The sequence below is a fragment of the Streptomyces sp. NPDC050164 genome, from assembly GCF_044459945.1.
Lineage (GTDB): Bacteria > Actinomycetota > Actinomycetes > Streptomycetales > Streptomycetaceae > Streptomyces > Streptomyces coeruleorubidus_A.
On the sequence record NZ_JBITJK010000043.1, the window covers coordinates 61,638 to 80,921 of the forward strand.

The 19,284-nt window shown below is 71.7% G+C and carries 20 protein-coding genes; 11 read left to right on the top strand and 9 right to left on the bottom strand.

The genetic code is table 11. The features are described from left to right. Positions 1 to 4 precede the first annotated feature (4 nt). Genes ACIBNA_RS37750 through ACIBNA_RS37760 form a run of 3 tightly spaced genes read right to left on the bottom strand, consistent with a single transcriptional unit; the run spans position 5 to position 3,260 of the window. Complete coding sequence (locus tag ACIBNA_RS37750) at positions 5 to 1,075, bottom strand: threonine aldolase family protein (RefSeq protein ID WP_399169738.1); 1,071 nt, start codon at positions 1,073 to 1,075, stop codon at positions 5 to 7. After that, positions 1,072 to 1,821: an SDR family NAD(P)-dependent oxidoreductase gene (locus ACIBNA_RS37755; protein WP_399169763.1), complete on the bottom strand. Its 750-nt coding sequence runs from the start codon at positions 1,819 to 1,821 to the stop codon at positions 1,072 to 1,074. Before ACIBNA_RS37755 ends, ACIBNA_RS37750 begins: the two co-directional genes overlap by 4 nt. A 41-nt stretch (positions 1,822 to 1,862) precedes the next feature. Continuing rightward, a complete protein-coding gene (locus ACIBNA_RS37760; protein WP_399169740.1) occupies positions 1,863 to 3,260 on the bottom strand; it encodes a DUF6421 family protein in 1,398 nt (465 codons plus the stop codon). A 249-nt stretch (positions 3,261 to 3,509) separates the two neighbouring features. Here ACIBNA_RS37760 and ACIBNA_RS37765 point away from each other — a divergent pair, with 249 nt between their 5' ends. Beyond that, on the top strand, positions 3,510 to 4,193 hold the full coding sequence (locus ACIBNA_RS37765) for a glycerophosphodiester phosphodiesterase (protein ID WP_399169741.1): 684 nt from the start codon (positions 3,510 to 3,512) through the stop codon (positions 4,191 to 4,193). Positions 4,194 to 4,220: 27 nt separating this feature from the next. Here ACIBNA_RS37765 and ACIBNA_RS37770 read toward each other — a convergent pair whose 3' ends face one another. Continuing rightward, positions 4,221 to 4,760, bottom strand: coding sequence for a GNAT family N-acetyltransferase (locus ACIBNA_RS37770; RefSeq protein WP_399169743.1), 540 nt, complete (start codon positions 4,758 to 4,760; stop codon positions 4,221 to 4,223). Between the two features lie 70 nt (positions 4,761 to 4,830). Between ACIBNA_RS37770 and ACIBNA_RS37775 the strand changes: the two genes are divergently transcribed. Further along, positions 4,831 to 5,223, top strand: coding sequence for a VOC family protein (locus ACIBNA_RS37775; RefSeq protein ID WP_399169744.1), 393 nt, complete (start codon positions 4,831 to 4,833; stop codon positions 5,221 to 5,223). A gap of 2 nt (positions 5,224 to 5,225) precedes the next feature. On the opposite strand, the gene ACIBNA_RS37780 is transcribed toward ACIBNA_RS37775, so the two are convergent. Beyond that, positions 5,226 to 6,140: an N-acetyltransferase gene (locus tag ACIBNA_RS37780; protein WP_399169745.1), complete on the bottom strand. Its 915-nt coding sequence runs from the start codon at positions 6,138 to 6,140 to the stop codon at positions 5,226 to 5,228. 179 nt (positions 6,141 to 6,319) lie between these two features. On the opposite strand from ACIBNA_RS37780, the gene ACIBNA_RS37785 reads away from it, so the two are divergent. Both ACIBNA_RS37785 and ACIBNA_RS37790 read left to right on the top strand, forming a co-directional pair. Next, positions 6,320 to 7,081, top strand: coding sequence for a VOC family protein (locus ACIBNA_RS37785; protein ID WP_399169746.1), 762 nt, complete (start codon positions 6,320 to 6,322; stop codon positions 7,079 to 7,081). Between the two features lie 94 nt (positions 7,082 to 7,175). Further along, on the top strand, positions 7,176 to 8,228 hold the full coding sequence (locus ACIBNA_RS37790; RefSeq protein ID WP_399169747.1) for an aldo/keto reductase: 1,053 nt from the start codon (positions 7,176 to 7,178) through the stop codon (positions 8,226 to 8,228). A 33-nt stretch (positions 8,229 to 8,261) separates the two neighbouring features. Here the strand turns inward: ACIBNA_RS37790 and ACIBNA_RS37795 are convergent, their stop codons facing one another. Further along, the gene (locus tag ACIBNA_RS37795; RefSeq protein ID WP_399169748.1) at positions 8,262 to 8,891 is read right to left on the bottom strand and encodes a MarR family winged helix-turn-helix transcriptional regulator; all 630 of its coding nucleotides are present in this window, start codon (positions 8,889 to 8,891) and stop codon (positions 8,262 to 8,264) included. A gap of 146 nt (positions 8,892 to 9,037) precedes the next feature. Beyond that, positions 9,038 to 10,699, bottom strand: coding sequence for an FUSC family protein (locus ACIBNA_RS37800; protein ID WP_399169750.1), 1,662 nt, complete (start codon positions 10,697 to 10,699; stop codon positions 9,038 to 9,040). A 166-nt stretch (positions 10,700 to 10,865) separates the two neighbouring features. On the opposite strand from ACIBNA_RS37800, the gene ACIBNA_RS37805 reads away from it, so the two are divergent. The 5 genes from ACIBNA_RS37805 (at position 10,866) to ACIBNA_RS37825 (ending at position 14,854) form a co-directional block, all read left to right on the top strand. After that, positions 10,866 to 11,423 carry a DUF5134 domain-containing protein gene (locus ACIBNA_RS37805; protein ID WP_399169751.1) on the top strand — a complete coding sequence of 186 codons (558 nt, stop codon included), beginning with the start codon at positions 10,866 to 10,868 and terminating at the stop codon, positions 11,421 to 11,423. A gap of 93 nt (positions 11,424 to 11,516) precedes the next feature. Further along, positions 11,517 to 12,452 (top strand): M56 family metallopeptidase, encoded by a 936-nt coding sequence (locus ACIBNA_RS37810; RefSeq protein WP_274814408.1) that lies wholly within the window; start codon positions 11,517 to 11,519, stop codon positions 12,450 to 12,452. Positions 12,453 to 12,610: 158 nt separating this feature from the next. Then, on the top strand, positions 12,611 to 13,306 hold the full coding sequence (locus ACIBNA_RS37815) for a phosphatase PAP2 family protein (protein WP_399169752.1): 696 nt from the start codon (positions 12,611 to 12,613) through the stop codon (positions 13,304 to 13,306). A 9-nt stretch (positions 13,307 to 13,315) separates the two neighbouring features. Next, positions 13,316 to 14,005, top strand: a complete 690-nt coding sequence (locus ACIBNA_RS37820) for an HAD family hydrolase (protein WP_399169753.1) — start codon at positions 13,316 to 13,318, stop codon at positions 14,003 to 14,005. 162 nt (positions 14,006 to 14,167) lie between these two features. Further along, positions 14,168 to 14,854 carry a TetR/AcrR family transcriptional regulator gene (locus ACIBNA_RS37825; protein WP_399169754.1) on the top strand — a complete coding sequence of 229 codons (687 nt, stop codon included), beginning with the start codon at positions 14,168 to 14,170 and terminating at the stop codon, positions 14,852 to 14,854. Here the strand turns inward: ACIBNA_RS37825 and ACIBNA_RS37830 are convergent. Then, positions 14,842 to 16,344, bottom strand: a complete 1,503-nt coding sequence (locus ACIBNA_RS37830; RefSeq protein ID WP_399169755.1) for an LVIVD repeat-containing protein — start codon at positions 16,342 to 16,344, stop codon at positions 14,842 to 14,844. The genes ACIBNA_RS37825 and ACIBNA_RS37830 overlap by 13 nt on opposite strands. 118 nt (positions 16,345 to 16,462) lie before the next feature. Here ACIBNA_RS37830 and ACIBNA_RS37835 point away from each other — a divergent pair, with 118 nt between their 5' ends. Beyond that, complete coding sequence (locus tag ACIBNA_RS37835; RefSeq protein WP_399169756.1) at positions 16,463 to 17,116, top strand: DUF305 domain-containing protein; 654 nt, start codon at positions 16,463 to 16,465, stop codon at positions 17,114 to 17,116. A gap of 60 nt (positions 17,117 to 17,176) precedes the next feature. Here ACIBNA_RS37835 and ACIBNA_RS37840 read toward each other — a convergent pair whose 3' ends face one another. Next, positions 17,177 to 17,641: a DUF6214 family protein gene (locus ACIBNA_RS37840; RefSeq protein ID WP_399169757.1), complete on the bottom strand. Its 465-nt coding sequence runs from the start codon at positions 17,639 to 17,641 to the stop codon at positions 17,177 to 17,179. Positions 17,642 to 17,849: 208 nt separating this feature from the next. On the opposite strand from ACIBNA_RS37840, the gene ACIBNA_RS37845 reads away from it, so the two are divergent. After that, the gene (locus tag ACIBNA_RS37845; RefSeq protein WP_399169758.1) at positions 17,850 to 19,193 is read left to right on the top strand and encodes an FAD-dependent oxidoreductase; all 1,344 of its coding nucleotides are present in this window, start codon (positions 17,850 to 17,852) and stop codon (positions 19,191 to 19,193) included. The last annotated feature ends 91 nt before the right edge of the window (positions 19,194 to 19,284 follow it).

Sequence of the window (19,284 nt, forward strand, 5' to 3'; positions counted from 1 at the left end):
CCGCCTAGCGGGCCATCTCCTCCTTCAGTGCCGCGACGAACGCGTCCACGTCCTCCTCGGTCGTGTCGAAGGCGCACATCCAGCGGACGTCGCCCGCGGCCTCGTCCCAGAAGTAGAAGCGGAATCGCTTCTGCAGGCGCTCGCTCACGTCGTGCGGCAGGCGGGCGAACACCGCGTTGGCCTGCACCGGGTGGAGGATCTCCACGCCGTGCACGGCGCGCACGCCCTCGGCGAGGCGCTGGGCCATCTCGTTGGAGTGGCGGGCGTTGCGCAACCACAGGTCACGGGCGAGCAGGGCCTCCAACTGCACCGACACGAAGCGCATCTTGGAGGCGAGCTGCATGGACAGCTTCCGCAGGTGCTTCATGTGGCTGACGACGTCCTGGTTCAGGACCACGACCGCCTCGCCGAACAGGGCGCCGTTCTTCGTGCCGCCCAGGGAGAGGATGTCGACGCCGGCGGCGTTGGTGAGCGTGCGCATCGGGACGTCCAGGGTGGCGGCGGCGTTGGCCAGCCGGGAGCCGTCCAGGTGCACCTTCATGCCGTGCGCGTGGGCGTGCTCGCACAGGACGCGTATCTCGTCCGGCGTGTAGACCGTGCCCAGCTCGGTGGCCTGGGCGATGGAGACGACCTGCGGCATCGCGCGGTGCTCGTCGTCCCAGCCGTACGCCTGCCGGTCGATCAGCTCGGGCGTGAGCTTGCCGTCGGGCGTGGGCACGGTGAGCAGCTTCAGGCCGCCGACCCTCTCGGGCGCCCCGCACTCGTCGACGTTGATGTGCGCGCTCTCGGCGCAGATCACCGCGCCCCAGCGGTCGGTGACCGCCTGGAGGGCGACGACGTTGGCGCCGGTGCCGTTGAAGACCGGGAACGCCTCAGCCGTGGCCCCGAAGTGGCTGCGGACGACGCTCTGGAGGTTCTCGGTGTAGACGTCCTCCCCGTACGCGACCTGGTGCCCGCCGTTGGCCAGGGCCAGGGCGGCGAGTACCTCCGGGTGGGCGCCGGCGTAGTTGTCGCTGGCGAAACCGCGGACCTCGGGGTCGTGATGGCGACGGGCGTCGGTCTTCGGCGGGTTCACGGCTTCTCGGTGAGCCACAGACGGTTTCCGTTCACTTCGGCGGCGGGCTTCTGCCAGACCTCGGTGATGGCCTCGGCCAGGTCCTTGACGTCCGTGAAGCCCGCGAACTTCGCGTTGGGTCGCTCGGCGCGCATAGCGTCGTGCACCAGTGCCTTCACCACCAGGATGGCAGCCGCCGAGGTCGGGCCCCCGGGGCCCCCGGCCTTGCGGAAGTAGTCGGCCATGGCCAGCGTCCACGCCTCGGCGGCGGCCTTGGCCGCGGCGTAGGCGGCGTTGCCCGCGGTGGGCTTGCTGGCGCCCGCCGCGCTGATCAGCACGTAGCGACCGCGGTCGCTACGCTGGAGCGCCTCGTGGAAGGCGAGGGAGGTGTGCTGCACGGTGCGCACGAGCAGCATCTCCAGGAAGTCCCAGTCGTCCAGGCTGGTCCTGGTGAAGGTCTCGCTGCCGCGCCAGCCGCCGACGAGATGGACCAGGCCGTCGACGCGGCCGAAGTCCTTCTCGATGCGGGTGGCCCAGTCTCGGGCGGCCCGCAGGTCGAGCAGGTCGACCGTGTCACCGGTGACGGTGGCGCCGCCGGTCGCGTAGCTCGCCGCGTCGACCGCCTCCGCCAGCCGCTCCGGGTCGTTGTCCGAGCCGATGACGGTGGCCCCCGCCTCGGCCAGCCTGAGCAGCGCGGCCCGCCCCGCGGGTCCTCCCGCTCCGGCCACCGCGATCACCGCGCCACTGAGCGCCCCGTTCCCCGCCATGGTCTTCGCCTCCTGAGCAGTGTTCTCGCTTCGCCGATCGCTCACGCGGCGATCCGCTCGGCGCCGTCCGCCGTGATGCCCTTGGTGGAGGCGATCACGTTCTTCAGCTTCTTGGACAGTGCCTCATAGAACATGCTCAGCGGAAACTCGTCCGGAAGCACGTCATCGACGAGTTTGCGCGGCGGCTGCGTCACGTCCAGCGCGTCGGGGCCCTTGGCCCACTTCGAGCCCGGGTGCGGGGCGAGGTAGGTGGAGACGAGCTCGTACCCGGCGAACCAGTGGACGAGCTTGGGGCGGTCGATGCCGTCGCGGTAGAGCTGCTCGATCTCGGCGCACAGCTGGTTGGTGACCTGCGGGGCGCGCTCCCAGTCGATGGAGAGCTTGTTGTCCCTCCAGCGGATGACGTCGTGTTTGTGCAGGTAGGCGAAGAGGAGCTGGCCGCCCAGGCCGTCGTAGTTGCGCACGCGCTCGCCGGTGACAGGGAAGCGGAACATGCGGTCGAAGAGCACCGCGACCTGCACGTCACGAGCCTGCGGCACGCCGTCGGCGGCGAGCTTCACGGCCTCCTTGAAGGCGGTGAGGTCGCAGCGCAGCTCCTCCAGGCCGTACATCCAGAACGGCTGGCGCTGCTTGATCATGAACGGGTCGAACGGCAGGTCGCCGTGGCTGTGGGTGCGGTCGTGGACCATGTCCCACAGGACGAACGCCTCCTCGCAGCGCTTCTGGTCGTGGACCATCGCGGCGACGTCCTCGGGCAGCTCCAGGCCGAGGATGTCCACGGCTGCGTCGGTGACGCGGCGGAAGCGGGCGGCCTCGCGGTCGCAGAAGATGCCGCCCCAGCTGAACCGCTCGGGGGCCTCGCGCACGGCGATGGTCTCGGGGAAGAGCACGGCGGAGTTGGTGTCGTAGCCCGCCGTGAAGTCCTCGAACTTGATGCCGCAGAACAGCGGGTTGTCGTAGCGGGTGCGCTCCAGTTCGGCCAGCCAGTCCGGCCAGACCATGCGCAGCACGACCGCTTCGAGGTTGCGGTCCGGGTTGCCGTTCTGCGTGTACATGGGGAAGACGACCAGGTGCTGGAGGCCGTTCGCGCGGTTCGCGGCGGGCTGGAAGGCCAGCAGCGAGTCGAGGAAGTCGGGCACCTGGAAGCCGCCGTCGGCCCACCGGCCGAGGTCCTTGACCAGGGCCTCGTGGTAGTCGCGGTCGTGCGGGAGCAGCGGGGAGAGCTCCAGGACCGCGTCCGTGACCTGGCGGACGGCGAGCTCGGCATCGGCCGGGTCGCAAGCGTCCTCGGCGTCGAAGTCGATGGACCCGTCCTTGGACTGCCATGGCCGGATCCGCTCCACGGCATCCTTGAGCACGGGCCATGCCGGGTGCTCCACCACCCTGACCACGGGAGGAACCCGCTCCTCCGAACCCACCTGCACAAGAATTTCCGTCATGTCCCACCTTCCACGGGAGAATCTCGCGTGCATCGACCGTATACATACGAGGTTCCTCCCAGCAAGGGCCACCTCGGGAAAATATCCTGCCCTACCCCACCCTTCACCGCATTTTTTCCTGCCGGTCACGCTCATGCCCGCACGCACGCCGACCATGCCCTCGCCCTCTGCACAGGGCGGGTGCAGGCGATACGGTCAAGTGGGCCGTCAGGCCCCCAGTGCCGCCTGTCGACGGAAGAGAGTCGCGTCTTGAACTTCCTCACCATCGGTCACCGCGGAGTCATGGGTGTGGAACCCGAGAACACCCTCCGGTCCTTCGTCGCCGCGCAGGAGGCCGGTCTCGACGCCATCGAACTCGATCTGCATCTGAGCAAGGACGGCGCGCTCGTCGTCATGCACGACACGGACGTGGACCGCACGACCGACGGCACCGGGCCGATCTCCGAGAAGACCCTCGCCGAGCTGCGGGCCCTGGACGCGGGCCGGGGCGAGCGGGTGCCGGTCTTCGAGGAGGTCCTGGAGGCCATATCGACGCCGCTCCAGGCGGAGATCAAGGACGTACAGGCGGCGCGGGCCCTGGCCGAGGTGATGAACCGGCGCGGGCTGGCCGGCCGGGTGGAGGTGTCCTCGTTCCACGACGAGGCGATCGCCGAGATCAAGCCACTGGTGCCGGGTGTGCGCACCGCGCTGATCGCCAGCCGCTACGGCACCGACATCGTGGACCGGGCCGTCGAGGCGGGTGCCGCGACCGTCTGCCTGAACATCCGCCGGCTCACCCTGGAGATCGTGGAGCGCGCCCGCAAGGCCGACCTGAGGATCATCGGCTGGGTGGTGAACACGCAGGACCATCTGCGTCTCGTCCGCGCCTTCGGTCTGGACGGCGCGACGACCGACCACCCGGACATCAAGCGCACGGGCCGTTTCACGGCGTAGGGCCCGGTGCTGAACAGGCCCTGGTGACTAGGCGAGCTCCTTGACCAGCAGCTCGAACTCCAGATCGTCGCGCTGCGGGATGCCGAAACGCTCGTCGCCGTACGGGAACGGGGTCGTCCGTCCCGTACGGCGGTAGCCGCGCCGCTCGTACCAGGCGATGAGGTCGTCGCGTACGGAGATCACGGTCATGTGCATCTCCGTCACGCCCCAGGTCTGGCGCGCCTGCCGCTCCGCCTCCGCGATGATCACCTTGCCGAGGCCCGCGCCCTGGAGCCGGGGGCTGACCGCGAACATCCCGAAGTAGACGTGCTCTCCCCGGTGCTCGAGCTGGCAGCAGGCGACGATCCGCCCCTCCCGCTCCACCGTCAGCAGCCGGCCGTCGGGCGACTTGATGACGGCCAGCACACCCTCCGGATCGGTCCGCTGCCCCTGGAGAATGTCCGCCTCGGTGGTCCACCCGACCCGGCTGGCGTCGCCCCGGTACGCCGACTCGATCAGCGCGACCAGCTCGTCCACGTCGGCATCCGTGGCATCGCGGAAGGTCAGTCCGGTGGCGGCGGTGTCCATGGGCGTACGTCTCCGTTTCGTGGGGCGCGCGGGCAGGGATGAGAGTAACTCCGCCCCTAGGCTCCGATGCATGGTGCATGTACTCAGCAGCCGGATCCTGCTCCGCCCCACCGACCCCGAGCGGTCCCGTGCCTTCTACGGCGAACGGCTCGGGCTCGCCGTGTACCGGGAGTTCGGCACGGGGCCGGAACGCGGGACGGTCTTCTTCCTCGGCGGTGGCTTCCTGGAGGTCTCGGGCCGGTCCGAGACCCCACCGGCGCCGGCCACGCGGCTGTGGCTTCAGGTCGACGACGTGGCGGCGGCGCAGGACGAGCTGCGGGCGAAGGGCGTGGAGATCGTACGGCCGCCGGTGAAGGAGCCCTGGGGGCTGGTCGAGATGTGGATCGCGGATCCGGACGGGACGCCGATCGTGCTGGTGGAGGTCCCGGCGGACCATCCGATGCGCTACCGGCCGGGCACCTGAGGTCACCCGGGGCGGTGCTCCCAGCCCCGGTCGGTGCGGGTCAGCTCGCGAAAGCCCGCGCCCGTCAGGTGGCCGAGCATGGTGCTGTCGGCGGCGGATTCGTAGGCGACGAGCCGGTCGACACCGCACAGGCGGAGCCAGTCGGCGGCCTGGCCGAGCAGCCAGTGCTCCAGCCCCGTGCCGTACTGCGCGGGATCGATGTGCAGGTTGCCGATGTCGGCCAGACCGGCGGCGCGGGCGTGGCGTTCCGGGCGGGCCAGGGCCGTGTCGATCTCGACGAAGCCCAGGGCGCCGGTGCCGGCGCGGGCCGTGAAGCGGGTGCCGCACTCCCCCAGCGTGCGCTCGATCGTGACGCCCGGCCGGGGCTCGGGCGCCAGCAGGTCGGCCACCCGGGCGATCAGGATGACCTCGGTGTCCCCGACGTGCCGGAAGCCCGCGTGTTCGTAGACGGCGCGGATGTGCGGCCAGTTGCGGGGCAGGCCGTAGACGAGGGGGGCGGGCAGCGCGCCGTCGGCGTACCGGACGCGTACGTTCCAGCGGGCGAACTGCGCCAGGCACGCCCGCATCAGCAGGTCAGCGGCCTGGTCGGCGTCCGGCCAGAAGGAGGCCGCCGGACGGCACACGAACCAGTCGATCTCGGCGGCGTCCCGGTAGCTCTCGCCGACCTCGGCGTCGGCGCGGTAGCGCAGTAAGTGGGCCGCGGCGACGACGTACTCGCGCTGCTCGGCGACGAGTGTCGTCCGCTCGGCCATCCACGGGTCGGTGATGAACTCGCCGGGCTGCCGCTCCAGGTCGCTGAGGACGGTGTTGACCGAGACCGAGACTTGGGGGACGACGGCCGCCACGTGCATGTTGACCAGGTCGGTGAGCTGGTCGCGGTCGGCTCGGCGGAAGGGGCGCACCTCGAGCGCGGGCATGGGAAACCTCCGGGCAGGGTGAAGGAGCTGGAGGCCGCCACGCGGTGCGGTACGGGACCGAGGGTATGCCGGGGCCGGTGCGGCACACCAGTGGGTTTCCCCGGATGGCAGGGAGAACGGGCTGCGGCTTAGCGTGCTGGAGAGGCTCATGCCCGGGGACTGTCTGCGGAAGGAACGCCATGAAGCTCGACGCGCCGGTGACCGGCCGGCCCTGCTGGACCGAGCTCGGGACCACCGACCTGGAGGCGGCCCAGCGGTTCTACACGAGGCTGTTCGGCTGGCGGCCCGAGACTGACCCGCGTCAGGAGGCGGGCGGCTACACCATCGCGCACCTCGGGGACGCGGCCGTCGCCGCGCTCGCCCCGCTGTACCAGCCGTCGCAGCCGGTCGCGTGGAACGTGTCGTTCGCGGTGACCGACGCGGACGCCACCGCCCGTGAGGTGACCGAGGCGGGCGGGACGCTCCTGTTCGGCCCGATGGACGTGTTCGACCTGGGCCGGTTCGCGGTGGCCGCCGATCCGGGCGGTGCCGTGTTCCAGGTGTGGCAGGCGGCGGCCTTCCCGGGCGCCGGGCTGTTCAACGCGCCCGGTTCGCTGGGCTGGGTGGAGCTGTACACCCGGGATCCCGAACGGGCCGTGGCCTTCTACTCGCGGGTGTTCGACTGGACCGTCAACGCCTCGGAGCGCTACACCCAGTGGGGCGTCGGCGGGGCGGACTTCGGCGGCATGGTGACGATGGACGACAAGTTCCCGCCCGAGGTCCCGGCGCACTGGCTGCCGTACTTCGCCGTGGCGGACGTGGACGCCACGACCGCCGTCGTCCAGAAGCACGGCGACGTCCTCATGGTCCCCACCTCCCTGCCCGACGGACCGCGCATCGCGGTGCTGCGGGACCCGCAGGGGGCGATGTTCGGCGTGTACCGGGCGGGCGACGAGGGTTGAGGCGACGGTGTGTGACGCCGGGGCCGTGGTTTGCGTTGAAGTGCGCTCCAGCTCATAGCGTCGTGCGTACGACCTGCCCGGAGGGGAAGAGACCGTGCGCTACACACTGTTCGGCAAGACCGGTCTGCGCGTGAGCGAGCTGGGCCTCGGCGCGATGACCATCGGCGACGACTGGGGTTGGGGCGCCGGCAAGGAGGCCAGCGCCCGAATCATCGATGCCTATGCGGAGGCGGGCGGCAACTTCATCGACACCGCCGACAACTACACCGACGGCAGCTCGGAGCGGATCCTCGGGGAACTGCTCCAGGGCCGGCGTGACACGTTCGTGCTGGCCAGCAAGTACACCTGCGGGATCCGCGACGGCGACGTCAACGCCGCGGGCAACCACCGCAAGAACCTGGTCCAGTCGGTGGAGGCGAGCCTTGAGCGGCTGCGCACCGACCGGCTGGACGTGCTGTGGGTGCACGCCCGGGACAACTTCACACCGGTCGAGGAGGTCATGCGGGCCCTGGACGACCTCGTCCGCACGGGCAAGGTGCTGTACGTCGGCGTCTCGGACTGGCCGGCCTGGGAGATCGCGCAGGCCAACACCCTGGCGGAGCTGCGGGGCTGGACCGCGTTCGCCGGTTCGCAACTGCGCTACAGCCTGCTGGAGAGGACCCCGGAGCGCGAACTGCTGCCCCAGGCGAGGGCGTTCGACCTGGCGGTGCTGGCGTGGGCGCCGCTCGCGGCCGGGAAGCTCACCGGCAAGTACCGCAGGGGCGAGACGGGGCGGCTGGACACCACGGGCGATGACATCGACCCGCGCGAGGAGGCGGTGATCAGTGCCGTCCTGGAGATCGCCGAGCAGGGCAGCTGGAGTCCGGCCCAGGTGGCGCTGGCCTGGCTGCTGGCCCGGCCGGGCAACGTGGTCCCGATCATCGCGGCGACCAAGGAGAGCCAGCTCGCCGACAATCTGGGCAGCGTCGACGTCCGCCTCGACGCGGATGCCCTCGCCCGCCTCGACGAGGTGAGCGCGGTGCCGCTGGGCTTCCCGCACGACTTCGTCCGCGAACCGGCCATCACCCGCGCCATCTACGGCGACCGCTGGCCGGCCATCGAGGACCGCCGCTCCACGCACCGCCGCACGGCGCACGAGGTGCTCTGACCGGTGAGCCGGGCTGCGGCCCCGCCTGGACGGTCAGCTCCTCAGCGCGCCCAGGCGGCCCTCCAGCTGGGCGAGCAACTCCCCGAGCAGGGCTGCCAGTTCACCCTGCTCGGGGCCGTCCAGGCCGGACAGGACGGCGGTCTCGTAGGCGAGCTGGGCGGGCAGGATGCCGTCGACGAGTTCGCGGCCGGCGTCGGTGAGGCGCAGGTGGGCGACGCGGCGGTCACGGGTGTCGCCGCGGCGTTCGACCAGGCCGCGTTCGGTCAGCTGCTTGAGGCGCTTGGTGACGGCGGCGCCCGAGGAGAAGGTCTCCCTGGCCAGCTCCCCGGGCGTCAGCTCGTGCCCGGTGCGGCGCAGGGCGCCGAGCAGGTCGAACTCGGGACGGCTGAGCCCCGCCCTGCGCAGGGGCGCGTCCTCGGCCTGCTGGAGGAGGGCGGCGCACCGGTTGATCCGCCCGATGATCTCCATCGGCCCGGTGTCGAGCCCGGGGTGAACGGCCTGCCACTGCCGCACGACGGCGGCGACGGTATCGCCCTGCCGACGGCCGACTGGATCCCCACCGACGGCAGAGGCATCACCGGCTGGATCCCGCCCGGGCTCAGGAGCCTCACCGGCTGGGCCTCCTCCAGCCGCCTGAGCCCGATCGGCAAGGTCCTCTCCCACCCCCTGGGCCTCATCAGCCGCCTGCCCATCCCCCACCGGCTCCCCTCCGGCCACCGGCTTCGGGCCCGGCCCCGGGTCGGCCCCGGTCGCCGGCTCCGGGCCGCCCCCTGGCCCGTCCCCGTTGGGCGATGGTCCATCCGTCGCCGTCATGGCCGTGCGTCCTCCGTCTCCGTGTCCGTGCCCCGGTCAGGGAGCAGCCCCTGGCGTCGTGCCGTCGCGGCGAGCGTACGGTGTCCGGACTGTTCGGCGAGCACGACCCGCTCCTGGGGCAGAGCGCGCTGCCACCATTCGCCTGCCGCGGCGTCGGCGGTGGCGCGCAGATCGGCCAGGGCGACGGCGAGTGCGCGGCGGGCGGCCTCCAGGGCGGCGGCGTCGGGGTCCGGCTCGGCCAGGAGGCGGGCGGCGCGCTCGCGGGCCCGGTCGGCGGCGGTCAGGGCGCGTTCGACGCGTTCACCGGCACGCCGGTTGGTGACGGCCACGGCGGCGGCGAAGCCGACCAGGGCTCCGACGACCGTGTCCACGATCCGCTCCGTCATCAGCTCGCCCGGCTTCTGGTACCCGGCGAACTCGGTGATGAGCAGCGCCATGGGCGTCACGCAGACGCTGCCGAGCCAGTAGTTGCGGCTGATCAGCAACTCGGCGCCGAAACTGAACGCGAGGCAGCACAGCACGAGGGCCGCCTGGCCAAGGTGCGCAAGCGGTACGACGGCCGCGAAGACGAACGCTCCGACGACGTTCCCCACGACGCGCTGGACGGCCCGGCTCCAGGTCAGGGCGACGTTGGCCTGGTAGAGCGAGGCGGCGGTGACCAGGGCCCAGTAGGGGCGGCCGATGCCGAGGGCCAGGGAGGCGTACCCGGCGAGCGCGCAGCCGAGCGCGGTGCGTACCGCGAGCGGGGTCAGCGGGCCCAGCCGCGCCCAGAGGCCGCGGGCCGCCTCCACACCGAGCAGTTCGTCGGCGGCGTCCCGCGGCAGCCCGGCCTGCGGGACGGGCCCGGTGCCGCGCAGCACGCCCGCCCACGCACGCAGACGGTCGGCGTCCGCCTCCGTCGGCGCGGCGAGGGCCACCTCGGCACGGACGACGAGCCGTTCGAGCGCGCGCCGGCTACGGGAACGGGCGCCGGTGGACAGCAGCGACTGCCAGGCGGCCTGCACGGCGGCGTAGCCCGCGGCGCGGGCCCGGGCATGGCCCTCACCGGTGCCGCCCGTGTCGGCGTACGCGGCGGCGGCCTTCAGCGCGGCGGCGGTGGCGCGGCGCTCCGGGCCGTGCGGGCGGACCAGCGCGGGCGCCATGCAGACCAGCCAGGCCCAGACACCCGTCCCGGCGGCCAGGGCCAGATGGCCGGGGACCTGGGCGAGGGCCTGCGGCGCGAACAGGGAGGCGGAGCTGACGAAGGTGAGGACGACGCTGCCGGGCGGTCCTACACGGGTGGCGTCGCACAGCACCTTCTGCGCGGCGGCCAGCAGAGCGCCGACGGTGACCAGCACGGCGGCACTGCCGGTGAGCGAGGCCGCGACCAGGGCGACGGCGAGCCCGCCGAGCATGCCGAGCACCACCCACACCAGGGTCCCGGCCCGGGCGGCGTACGGCCGGTTGTGGGCGTACAGCGCGCACAGGGATCCGGCCATCGTGTACATCGCCAGGTCGAGCCGGCCGAGCGCCAGCAGGGTGAGGTTGGGCGGGGCGATCGCCGCGACCACGCTCAGCGCGGGCTTGAACCAGATGTCCGAGGGGCGACCGACGCGCAGCACGCCCGCCAGCGGTAGACGCCAGGAGGGCGGGGAGACGGGGGCGGTCGCACTGCTCATCACAACAAGATTAGCAGGTGTTTTACCTGTAAAGCACCTCGCTCTCACCTGGTGTGCTCCGTCGAATGCTCCCCGTGTACATCCTTGCGCTCGCGTGCGCGCCACATGGCCCGGGCATCGAATGACCGACTGTCGGACCGGCCGACTGCCGAGCGGGGAGGTGCACGTGCACGGACCGGCTTCCGGCTGGCTGCTGGTGGCACTCTGCGCGGTGACCGGTGCCTACTGCCTGGTGCGGATGCGCAGGGGCGCCGGGGAGCAGCGCGTCACCGCGGGCGGCGAGGCGCTGATGGGGTTCGGGATGGCCGCGATGGCCGTGCCGGCGGCGGTGTTCACTCCGCCCTCGTGGGCCTGGCCCGCCTACGCGGTGGTGTTCGGGGCGGCCGCGGTCCCCGCGCTGTGGGCGGCGCGGACCGGCGTCCACCACCTCCACCACCTGGTGGGGGCCGGGGCCATGGTCTACATGTCCGTCGTCATGACCGGCGCTCCCGCACACGCGCACGGACAGGGGGGATCGGGAGTGCCGCTCCTGACGGGTGCGCTGCTGCTCTACTTCGCCGGATACGTGCTGCTGACCGGCGTCCGGCTGGTACCGGCGGCCGCCATGGCGGGAAGCGGGGCCGCGGGCGGCGCGTCCGCCGGGTGGGGCGACCGGCCGGAGCTGGCGCGGGCCTGCCGGCTGTCCATGGGGATCTCGATGGTGGCGATGCTGCTGACGCTGTGAGCAGGACCGTACGCCGTACGGATCCGTTGCCTGCGTCACTTCGGCGCCACAAGTCGTACCTCTGGGCGGCACCGCACTCATAGGCTGCGCTTCATGATGCTCCCCGCGGCACTGTTGCTGCTCGGCGCCCTGGCCGCCGTGGTCGCTCCCCGGCTGCTCGCCCGGGCCGACTGGCCGGATCGTGAGCCGGTCGTGGCGCTGTGGGTGTGGCAGTGCGTGGTGGCGGCCGTGCTCCTGTGCTGTGCGCTGTCGATGACGCTCAGCGCGGCGGCGGCCTGGCACGCGGTCGGCGGGCACGTCTTCGCGACTGCGCCGAGCCCGGTCGTCGAGGCCTACGCGCTCGGTACGGCGGGCCCCTGGGCGGCGGCCACCGCAGTGGCGCTGGCCGCCGGCGGGCTGTGGAGCGCGGCGATGCTGGTCCGCGAGATCGGCGGGGCGCGCGCCCGGGGCCGCCGCCGGCGTGCCGATCTGCTGGTCAGGGCGCCGCTGCTGCCGGGCGAGGTGGCCGTGTCCGGCCGGCTCGTCGTCCTGGAGAGCGAGCAGCCCGACGCCTGGTGGCAGCCCGGCACTCCGCCGCAACTGGTCGTCACCACGGCCGCGTTGCGCCGGCTGAAGGGCCGGCAGCTGGACGCCGTGCTCGCCCACGAGCAGGGGCACGCGCGGGCCCGGCACGACTGGCTGCTGAACTGCTCCTCCGCACTTGCGGGCGGCTTTCCGCAGGTGCCGGTGTTCGCCGCGTTCCGCGACGAGATGCACCGCCTGGTCGAACTCGCCGCCGACGACACTGCGTCCCGCCGCTTCGGCCGTCTGACCACGGCCCTGGCCCTGGTCGAACTCAACGAGCACCGCGGTGTGTTCGGCCCCTGCCCGACGCCGCAGGCACATGTCCCGGCACGGGTGAATCGGCTGCTCACTCCCCCGGACCGGCTGCCCGCGGCACGCCGGCTGCGGCTGACGGCGGCGGCCGCACTGGTGCCCGTGGTGCCGGTGCTGGTGGCGTTCGTACCGGGGTTGCGGGCGCTGGGATAGCCGGGAGACACGCCCCGGGGCCGGTGACGTCCGTGCCGATCTCGCAGGCCTCAGAGCAAGCCTCAGAGGGACGTCAGCGTGGCCGAAGCGTGCGGTTCGGGACCCGAAGATCGTCACCGTACTGGATCCGGAGCCCCCGGTTCGGCGAGGATCGCATCATGCACACCCCGACCGTCGACTCCCCGCCCCGCCCGCAGCACCGCACCGCCGCCCGGTCGGCCGGCGTCCTGGCCCTCTGCTCCGTTCTGCTGCTGACCCTCGTCGCGGCCAGATGGAGCCCGTTGATCAGCGCGGACGGAGACATCTCCGCCACCACCCACCGCTGGGCGGTCGACGAATCCGGCATCACCCAGGCGTGCCGCATCCTCACGGACTGGGTGTGGGATCCGTGGACCATGCGACTGCTGTGCGCGGTCGTCGTCGTGTGGCTGGTGGTGCGGTTCGCGGCGCGCTGGACGGCGGTGTGGCTGGCGCTGGCCGTCACGCTGGGCACGTTGTTCCAGCAGGCCCTCAAGGCGGTGGTGGACCGCCCCCGCCCGGTCTGGCCCGACCCTGTCGACTCGGCCCACTACTCGGCTTTCCCGTCGGGCCACGCCATGACCGCCACGGTCGTGTGCGGCCTCCTGCTGTGGCTCCTGCACCGGCACGGTGTCGGCCGTGCCGTGTGGCGTACGGCCGTGACCGTGGCCGTCGTGTCCGTGGTCGGCGTGGGGCTGACCCGTGTCTGGCTGGGCGTCCACTGGCCGTCGGACGTGGTGGGCGGCTGGCTGCTGGGCGCGACGGTGGTGGCCCTGGCCGTGTGGGCGCACGAGCACCGGCAGCCGCGCACCCATACGGACACCGCCGCTTCGTAGGATCACCCCATGACGGCTGTGTTGTTCGACTTCTCAGGAACGCTTTTCCGTGTCGAGTCCACCGAGTCCTGGCTGCGCGGCGTCGTCGCCGACGCGGGAATCCCCTTCACCGAGGCGGAGTTGTCCGCCACCGCGCGGGCGCTGCAGGCGGTCGGGGCGCTGCCAGGCGGTGGCGATCCCGCCCGGGTGCCGGCTGAACTCGCCGACTCCTGGCTGATCCGGGACCAGAGCGCCGCACTGCACCGGGCCGCCTACACCGGCCTCTGCCGCCAGGTCACGCTGCCCGACCCGGCGTTGCACGACGCGCTGTACGACCGCCATATGACACCGGCGGCCTGGACCCCGTACCCGGACGCCGTCGAGGTGCTCCGCACGCTGCGGGAGCGGGGCATCCCCGTCGGTGTGGTCAGCAACATCGGCTGGGACCTGCGCCCGGTGTTCCGCGAGCACGGCCTGGACTCCTATATCGACGCGTACGTCCTGTCGTACGAGCACGGCATCCAGAAGCCCGATCCGCGGCTGTTCGCCACCGCCTGCGAGGCGCTCGGCGCCGATCCGCGCCGGACGCTCATGGTCGGCGACGACCGCAGGGCGGACGGCGGGGCCGCCGCCCTGGGATGCGGAGTGCACTTCGTGGATCACCTGCCGGTGACCGACCGGCCGGACGGACTTCGTCCGGTCCTGGACCTGGTGAGCTGAGGCCACCACCAGGTCACCTGGTCACAGGTGACCTGCTCGCCCGCCTCGGACGATCCCCCGTGTCGCCCGAGGCAGACGGCATCCCCGGCTCGAACCGCACGGTCCTGGCCGGACGTCTCCGAGTATAGTTGGCTGGCAGCCAGTCAACGCAGGAGTTTCAGCATGTCCCCGCGCAGCGCCTCGGTCAATGAAGAGTTGCGGAGGCGTTCGAAGGAGCGGCTTCTCCAGGCGGCGGTCGAGCTGGTCGGCGAGCGCGGCTTCGAGGCCACGACGCTCGGCGACATCGCCGACCAGGCGGGCTCGGCCCGCGGGCTGGTCTCGTACTACTTCCCGGGCAAGCGCCAGCTCGTGCAATCCGCCGTGCACCGGCTGATGCACCGCACGCTGGAGGAGGCGCTGGAGGGCGAGCCGCGTACCGAGGACGGCAGGGAGCGGATGGCCCGGGCCATCGACGCGATCCTGGGCCTGGCCAGGGACCGGCCCGTGCTGATGCGCCAGCACATGGCCGGGCTGTTGCAGGCCGAGGGCTTCGTGCCCTGCCCGGAACAGCGGCGCCTGGCCGAGCTGCTGCGGGACACCGTCGCCCGGCTCGGGTCGCGGGACGTCGACAGCGACTACCCGATGCTGCGGGCCCTGCTGATGGGTGCCGTGTACGCCGCCCTGGTGCCGGGGGTGCCGATGCCGGTCCCGGTGCTGCGCGCCGAGCTGTTCAAGCGCTACCAGCTCGACTGGGAGCTGGGCCTCCCGCCGGAGACCGAAGCCTCCGGCGGGAGGAGCGACAGGGATCTGTCGCGGTTCTTCGCGACCGGGGCCGCACGGCAGTGCGGTCCGACGGGTCAGCCGAAGTAGTCCGGCTGCGTCTGGACGTTGAGCTCGGGCAGGTGGATCCACCGTGCCGGGTCCGTGCGCCGGTCCTTGATCTTCAGGACGTCGAAGCCCTTGGTGATCTCGTTCGAGTAGATGTAGCCGTTGTAGTAGTACGCCGACCACGAGCCGCCGAAGGTCAGCCGGTCGGTGCTCGCCGGGCCGCGTTCGAAGTAGGCGATCTCCCTGGGCTCGGACGAGTCGGTGAACTCCCAGACGGAGACACCGCCCTGGTACCAGGCCTGCACCATCAGGTCCCTGCCCTTCACCGGGATCAGCGAGCCGTTGTGGGCCACGCAGTTCTCGGTGTCCGCCTGGTGGCGGGAGATCTTGAAGTAGCTGCGGAAGACGAGCTTGCGCTCGTCGCCCTTGCCGACGATGTCGTAGATGCCGTCGGCACCGCGGTTCGGGCCGGTCGCTTCGTTGCAGGTGGCCGCGGGGCCGCCGCCCAGCTCGTCGGTGAACACGACCTTGTTCGCCTTCTGGTTGAAGGTCGCCGAGTGCCAGAAGGCGAAGTTGACGTTGTCCTGCACCCGGTCGATGACCTTCGGGCGCTCCGGGTCCTTGACGGAGAACAGGATGCCGTCCCCCATGCAGGCGCCCGCGGCCAGGTCCTTCGAGGGCAGCACGGTGATGTCGTGGCAGCCGGTGGTCTTGGACACGCCCGGGTTGGTGGGACCGCCCGGGTTGCCGCCGCCGTCCGGCCCCTCACCGGGGAACAGCACGGGGAAGCCCACGACCGCCGCCTTCTCGGGGGCGTTCCGCGGCACCTTGATGACGGAGATGCCGTCGTGCGGCGGCTGGCAGTCGGGGTAGGCGGCGTTCGGCGAGTACGAGGAGACGTACACGTAGACGTTCCGCCGCTCGGGCACCAGCGTGTGGGTGTGCGAGCCGCAGGCGGTCTCGACGGCGGCGACGTACCTCGGGTTCCGCTTGTCGCTGATGTCGAAGACCTTCATGCCCTCCCACGAGGACTTCTCGGTCGCCGGCTGCGTGGTGCTGCTGCAACTGCTGTCGCTGCGTGAGGAGTCGGTGGACAGGAACAGCAGGTCGCCGGAGACGGAGATGTCGTTCTGCGAGCCCGGGCACAGCACCTGGGCCACCGTCTTCGGTGCCCTGGGGTTGCCGATGTCGAAGATCCGGAAGCCGTCGTAGTTGCCGGCGAAGGCGTACCTGCCCTGGAAGGCCAGGTCCGAGTTGGTGCCGGACAGCACGTCCTTGGGGATGTTGGCGACGTGCTCGATGTTGGCGGAGTGGACGATCTCGTCCTGGCCGGGTATCTCACCGTTCGCGATGGCCTCGCGCGCCTCGGCCTGCGCGCTCTTGGAGACCTCCTTCGGCGTGGGTGGCACGTCCCCCGGGTCGGGGGTGGCCCCTGCCGGCGCCGCCACGAGGAGCGCGGCCAGCAGTCCGCCGGTGATCGCGCCTGCTCCCAGGCGTCTGCGGCGTGTTCTGCGGTCGTTCAACAGGATCACTGTTTTCCTCCCTGGTGCCGTTCGCTTCGGAACGGTTCACGCACCACGAAGTATCGCCCTCGTCATGCCCACATCAATAGGGTGTAGTGCCCCAACCTGTCTGCCACAGGAGGTCGTTGTGCTCTTCCGCCGTGCGTCTCGTACGTCCGTCGTCATGACGGGGCTGGTCGCCTTGGCCGCACTCGCGGCCGGGGGTTGCGACTCGAGTCCGGACCGGAAGCCGGCAGCCGCGGACGGGCCCGCCGTGATCGCGCCGGGCAAGCCCGGCGAGGCGAACCGCACCCTGTCCGCCGAGGAAGCCGCCGGCCGGCACTCGGAGAACGACTCCCCCAACTCGGCGGATGTCTCCTACGCCCACATGATGATCGAACACCACGCCCAGGCCCTGGTGATGACCGAACTCGCCCCGGAGCGCGCCGAGTCGGCGAAGGTGAAGCGGGTCGCCGCACGGATCGCCGCCGCCCAGAAGCCGGAGATCGAGGCCATGAAGGGCTGGCTGAAGTCGTACGGCAAGCCGCTGAAGGCCGAACGGCACGAGCACGCCGCGATGCCCGGAATGGCGACCGAGGCGCAGCTGAACGAGCTCCGCGCGGCTCACGGAAAGGCCTTCGATCAGCTCTTCCTGACGCTGATGACGACCCATCACCAGGGCGCGATCACGATGGCCGCGGACGTGAAGGGACAGGGCAACAACATCCGGATCGAGGAGATGGCCGACGAGGTGATCGCCCAGCAGACGAGCGAGATCACACGGATGCGGGACATGCTCTAGGTGTCCGCACGGGACTTTGCGGACACCCCTAAGGGGCGTCGAACGCCGGGCCGGACCCGCTCAGCGCCGGGCGCGGCGTGGTGTCAGGAGTCCGGCGTCCCGGGCCTGGCCGATCAGCCTGAGGGACTTGCGGCGGCTGTGCCCGGTCGCGCACATCACGGCGAGGACCGGATCGGCACCGTCCTGCTGGGCCGCGCGGTACTCCCGCGCCACCAGCCACCGCCCCTGCGCACCGCGCGGCCAGGCCGGCCGGGCGCGCCGCCCCTGGCCTCCGCGGTCTTCGGGAACCGTCTCGGCACCGGCGCAGCCCGCCTCGACCAGCGAGTCCTCGATCCAGTCGGCGAGCACCGCCAGGTCGTCGAGGGACAGCGCGGGCTGCGCGCGTACGTCCTCGACGCCGACGCATCCCCTGGCCACGACGGCCAGTGCGTCGACGTGGGCGCCGTCCGTGAAGGCCAGCCGGACGTCGAACCACCGCGTGGCGTCCTCGTTCTCCCGCACTTCCCACGCGGGCCGCACGGACACCGCGCTGTCCGCCGGCGAGCGATCAGAAAGATTGAGAAAGGATGCTTCCAGCACACACAGAACGTAACCGAATGATCACATTCCCTACAGATCAGACACGCGCCCCGAGTGGAGCACGGCACCCTGTCAGCGGAGCCCGGCCGGTGCGATGCTGGAGGCGTCAGCGCTCTCGTGAGATCCCTCGGGATCACGGGTAAGGAGTTCCGCCGTGCTGCGAGTCGCCGTCGTAGGCTCCGGGCCGAGCGGGTGCTACGCCGCCCAGAGCCTCGTCCAGCAGGACCCCGAGGTGCGCGTCGACGTCCTGGACCGGCTGCCGTGCCCCTACGGCCTGGTCCGCTACGGCGTGGCTCCGGACCACGAGAAGATCAAGTCGCTCCAGAACAACCTGCGCACGATCCTGGAGCACGACCGGGTCCGGTTCCTCGGAGGCGTCCAGGCCGGCCCCGGCGGGGTGCCGGTCGCCCGGCTGCGGGAGATCTACCACGCGGTGGTGTACTGCGTGGGCGCCGCCACCGACCGCCATCTGGGCATCCCCGGGGAGGACCTGCCGGGCAGCTGGTCGGCGACGCAGTTCGTGTCCTGGTACAGCGCCCACCCGGACGCCGTGGACGCCGGGTTCCTGCGGGACGCCCGGTCGGCCGTGGTGATCGGCGTGGGGAACGTCGCCGTGGACGTCACCCGGATGCTGGCGCGCGGCCTGGCGGAGCTCAGCCCGACCGACATGCCGCAGGCGGCCCTGACCACACTGGCGGCGAGCCGGGTGACCGAGATCCACATGGTGGGCCGGCGCGGCCCGTCCCAGGCCCGCTTCACCACCAAGGAGCTGCGCGAGCTGGGCACCCTGCCGGAGACCGACGTCACCGTGGACCCGGCGGAGCTGGCCCTGGACCCCGGGTACACCGACCCCTCCGCACTGCCCGCCCCGCAGCGCCGCAACGTGGAGGTGCTGCGCGGCTGGTCCGCGACACCGCCGAGCGGCGCCCCGCGCCGGATCCGGCTGCGCTTCTTCCTCCGTCCGGCCGAACTGCTCGCCGAGCAGGGCCACGTGGGCGCGGTGCGCTTCGAGCGGACGGCGCCGGACGGGCACGGCGGCGTGATGGGCACGGGCCGCTTCGAGGACGTCGAGGCGCAGTTGGTACTGCGCTCGGTGGGCTATCGCGGAGTGCCGCTGGAAGGGCTGCCGTTCGACCCGGACCGCGGCACGGTGCCGAATCTGGCCGGGCGTGTCCTGCGCGAGGGCGTCGTCACACCGGGCGAGTACGTGGCCGGCTGGATCAAGCGGGGCCCGACGGGCGTCATCGGCTCGAACCGTCCCTGCGCGAAGGAGACGGCGACGTCCCTGCTGGAGGACGCCCCGGTCCTCATCCACAAGGACGTCCCCGAGGACCCGCTCACGGCACTGCGCGCAGAAGGAGCCGACCCGGTCGAGTGGACGGGCTGGCAGTCGATCGAACAGGCAGAGGCGATGCTGGGAGCGTCACTCGGCAGGAACGTGGTGAAGCTCCCCGACTGGCAGTCCCTCATGACCGCCGCGCACGGCGACGCGTTCTAGGTGTATTGACCCGCAGGGTTGTTCACGCGGGTGATGGGTGGTTGACCTTCGAGTGCGGTGTGGCAGCGGTGGTGGTTGTAGGTGTGCAGGA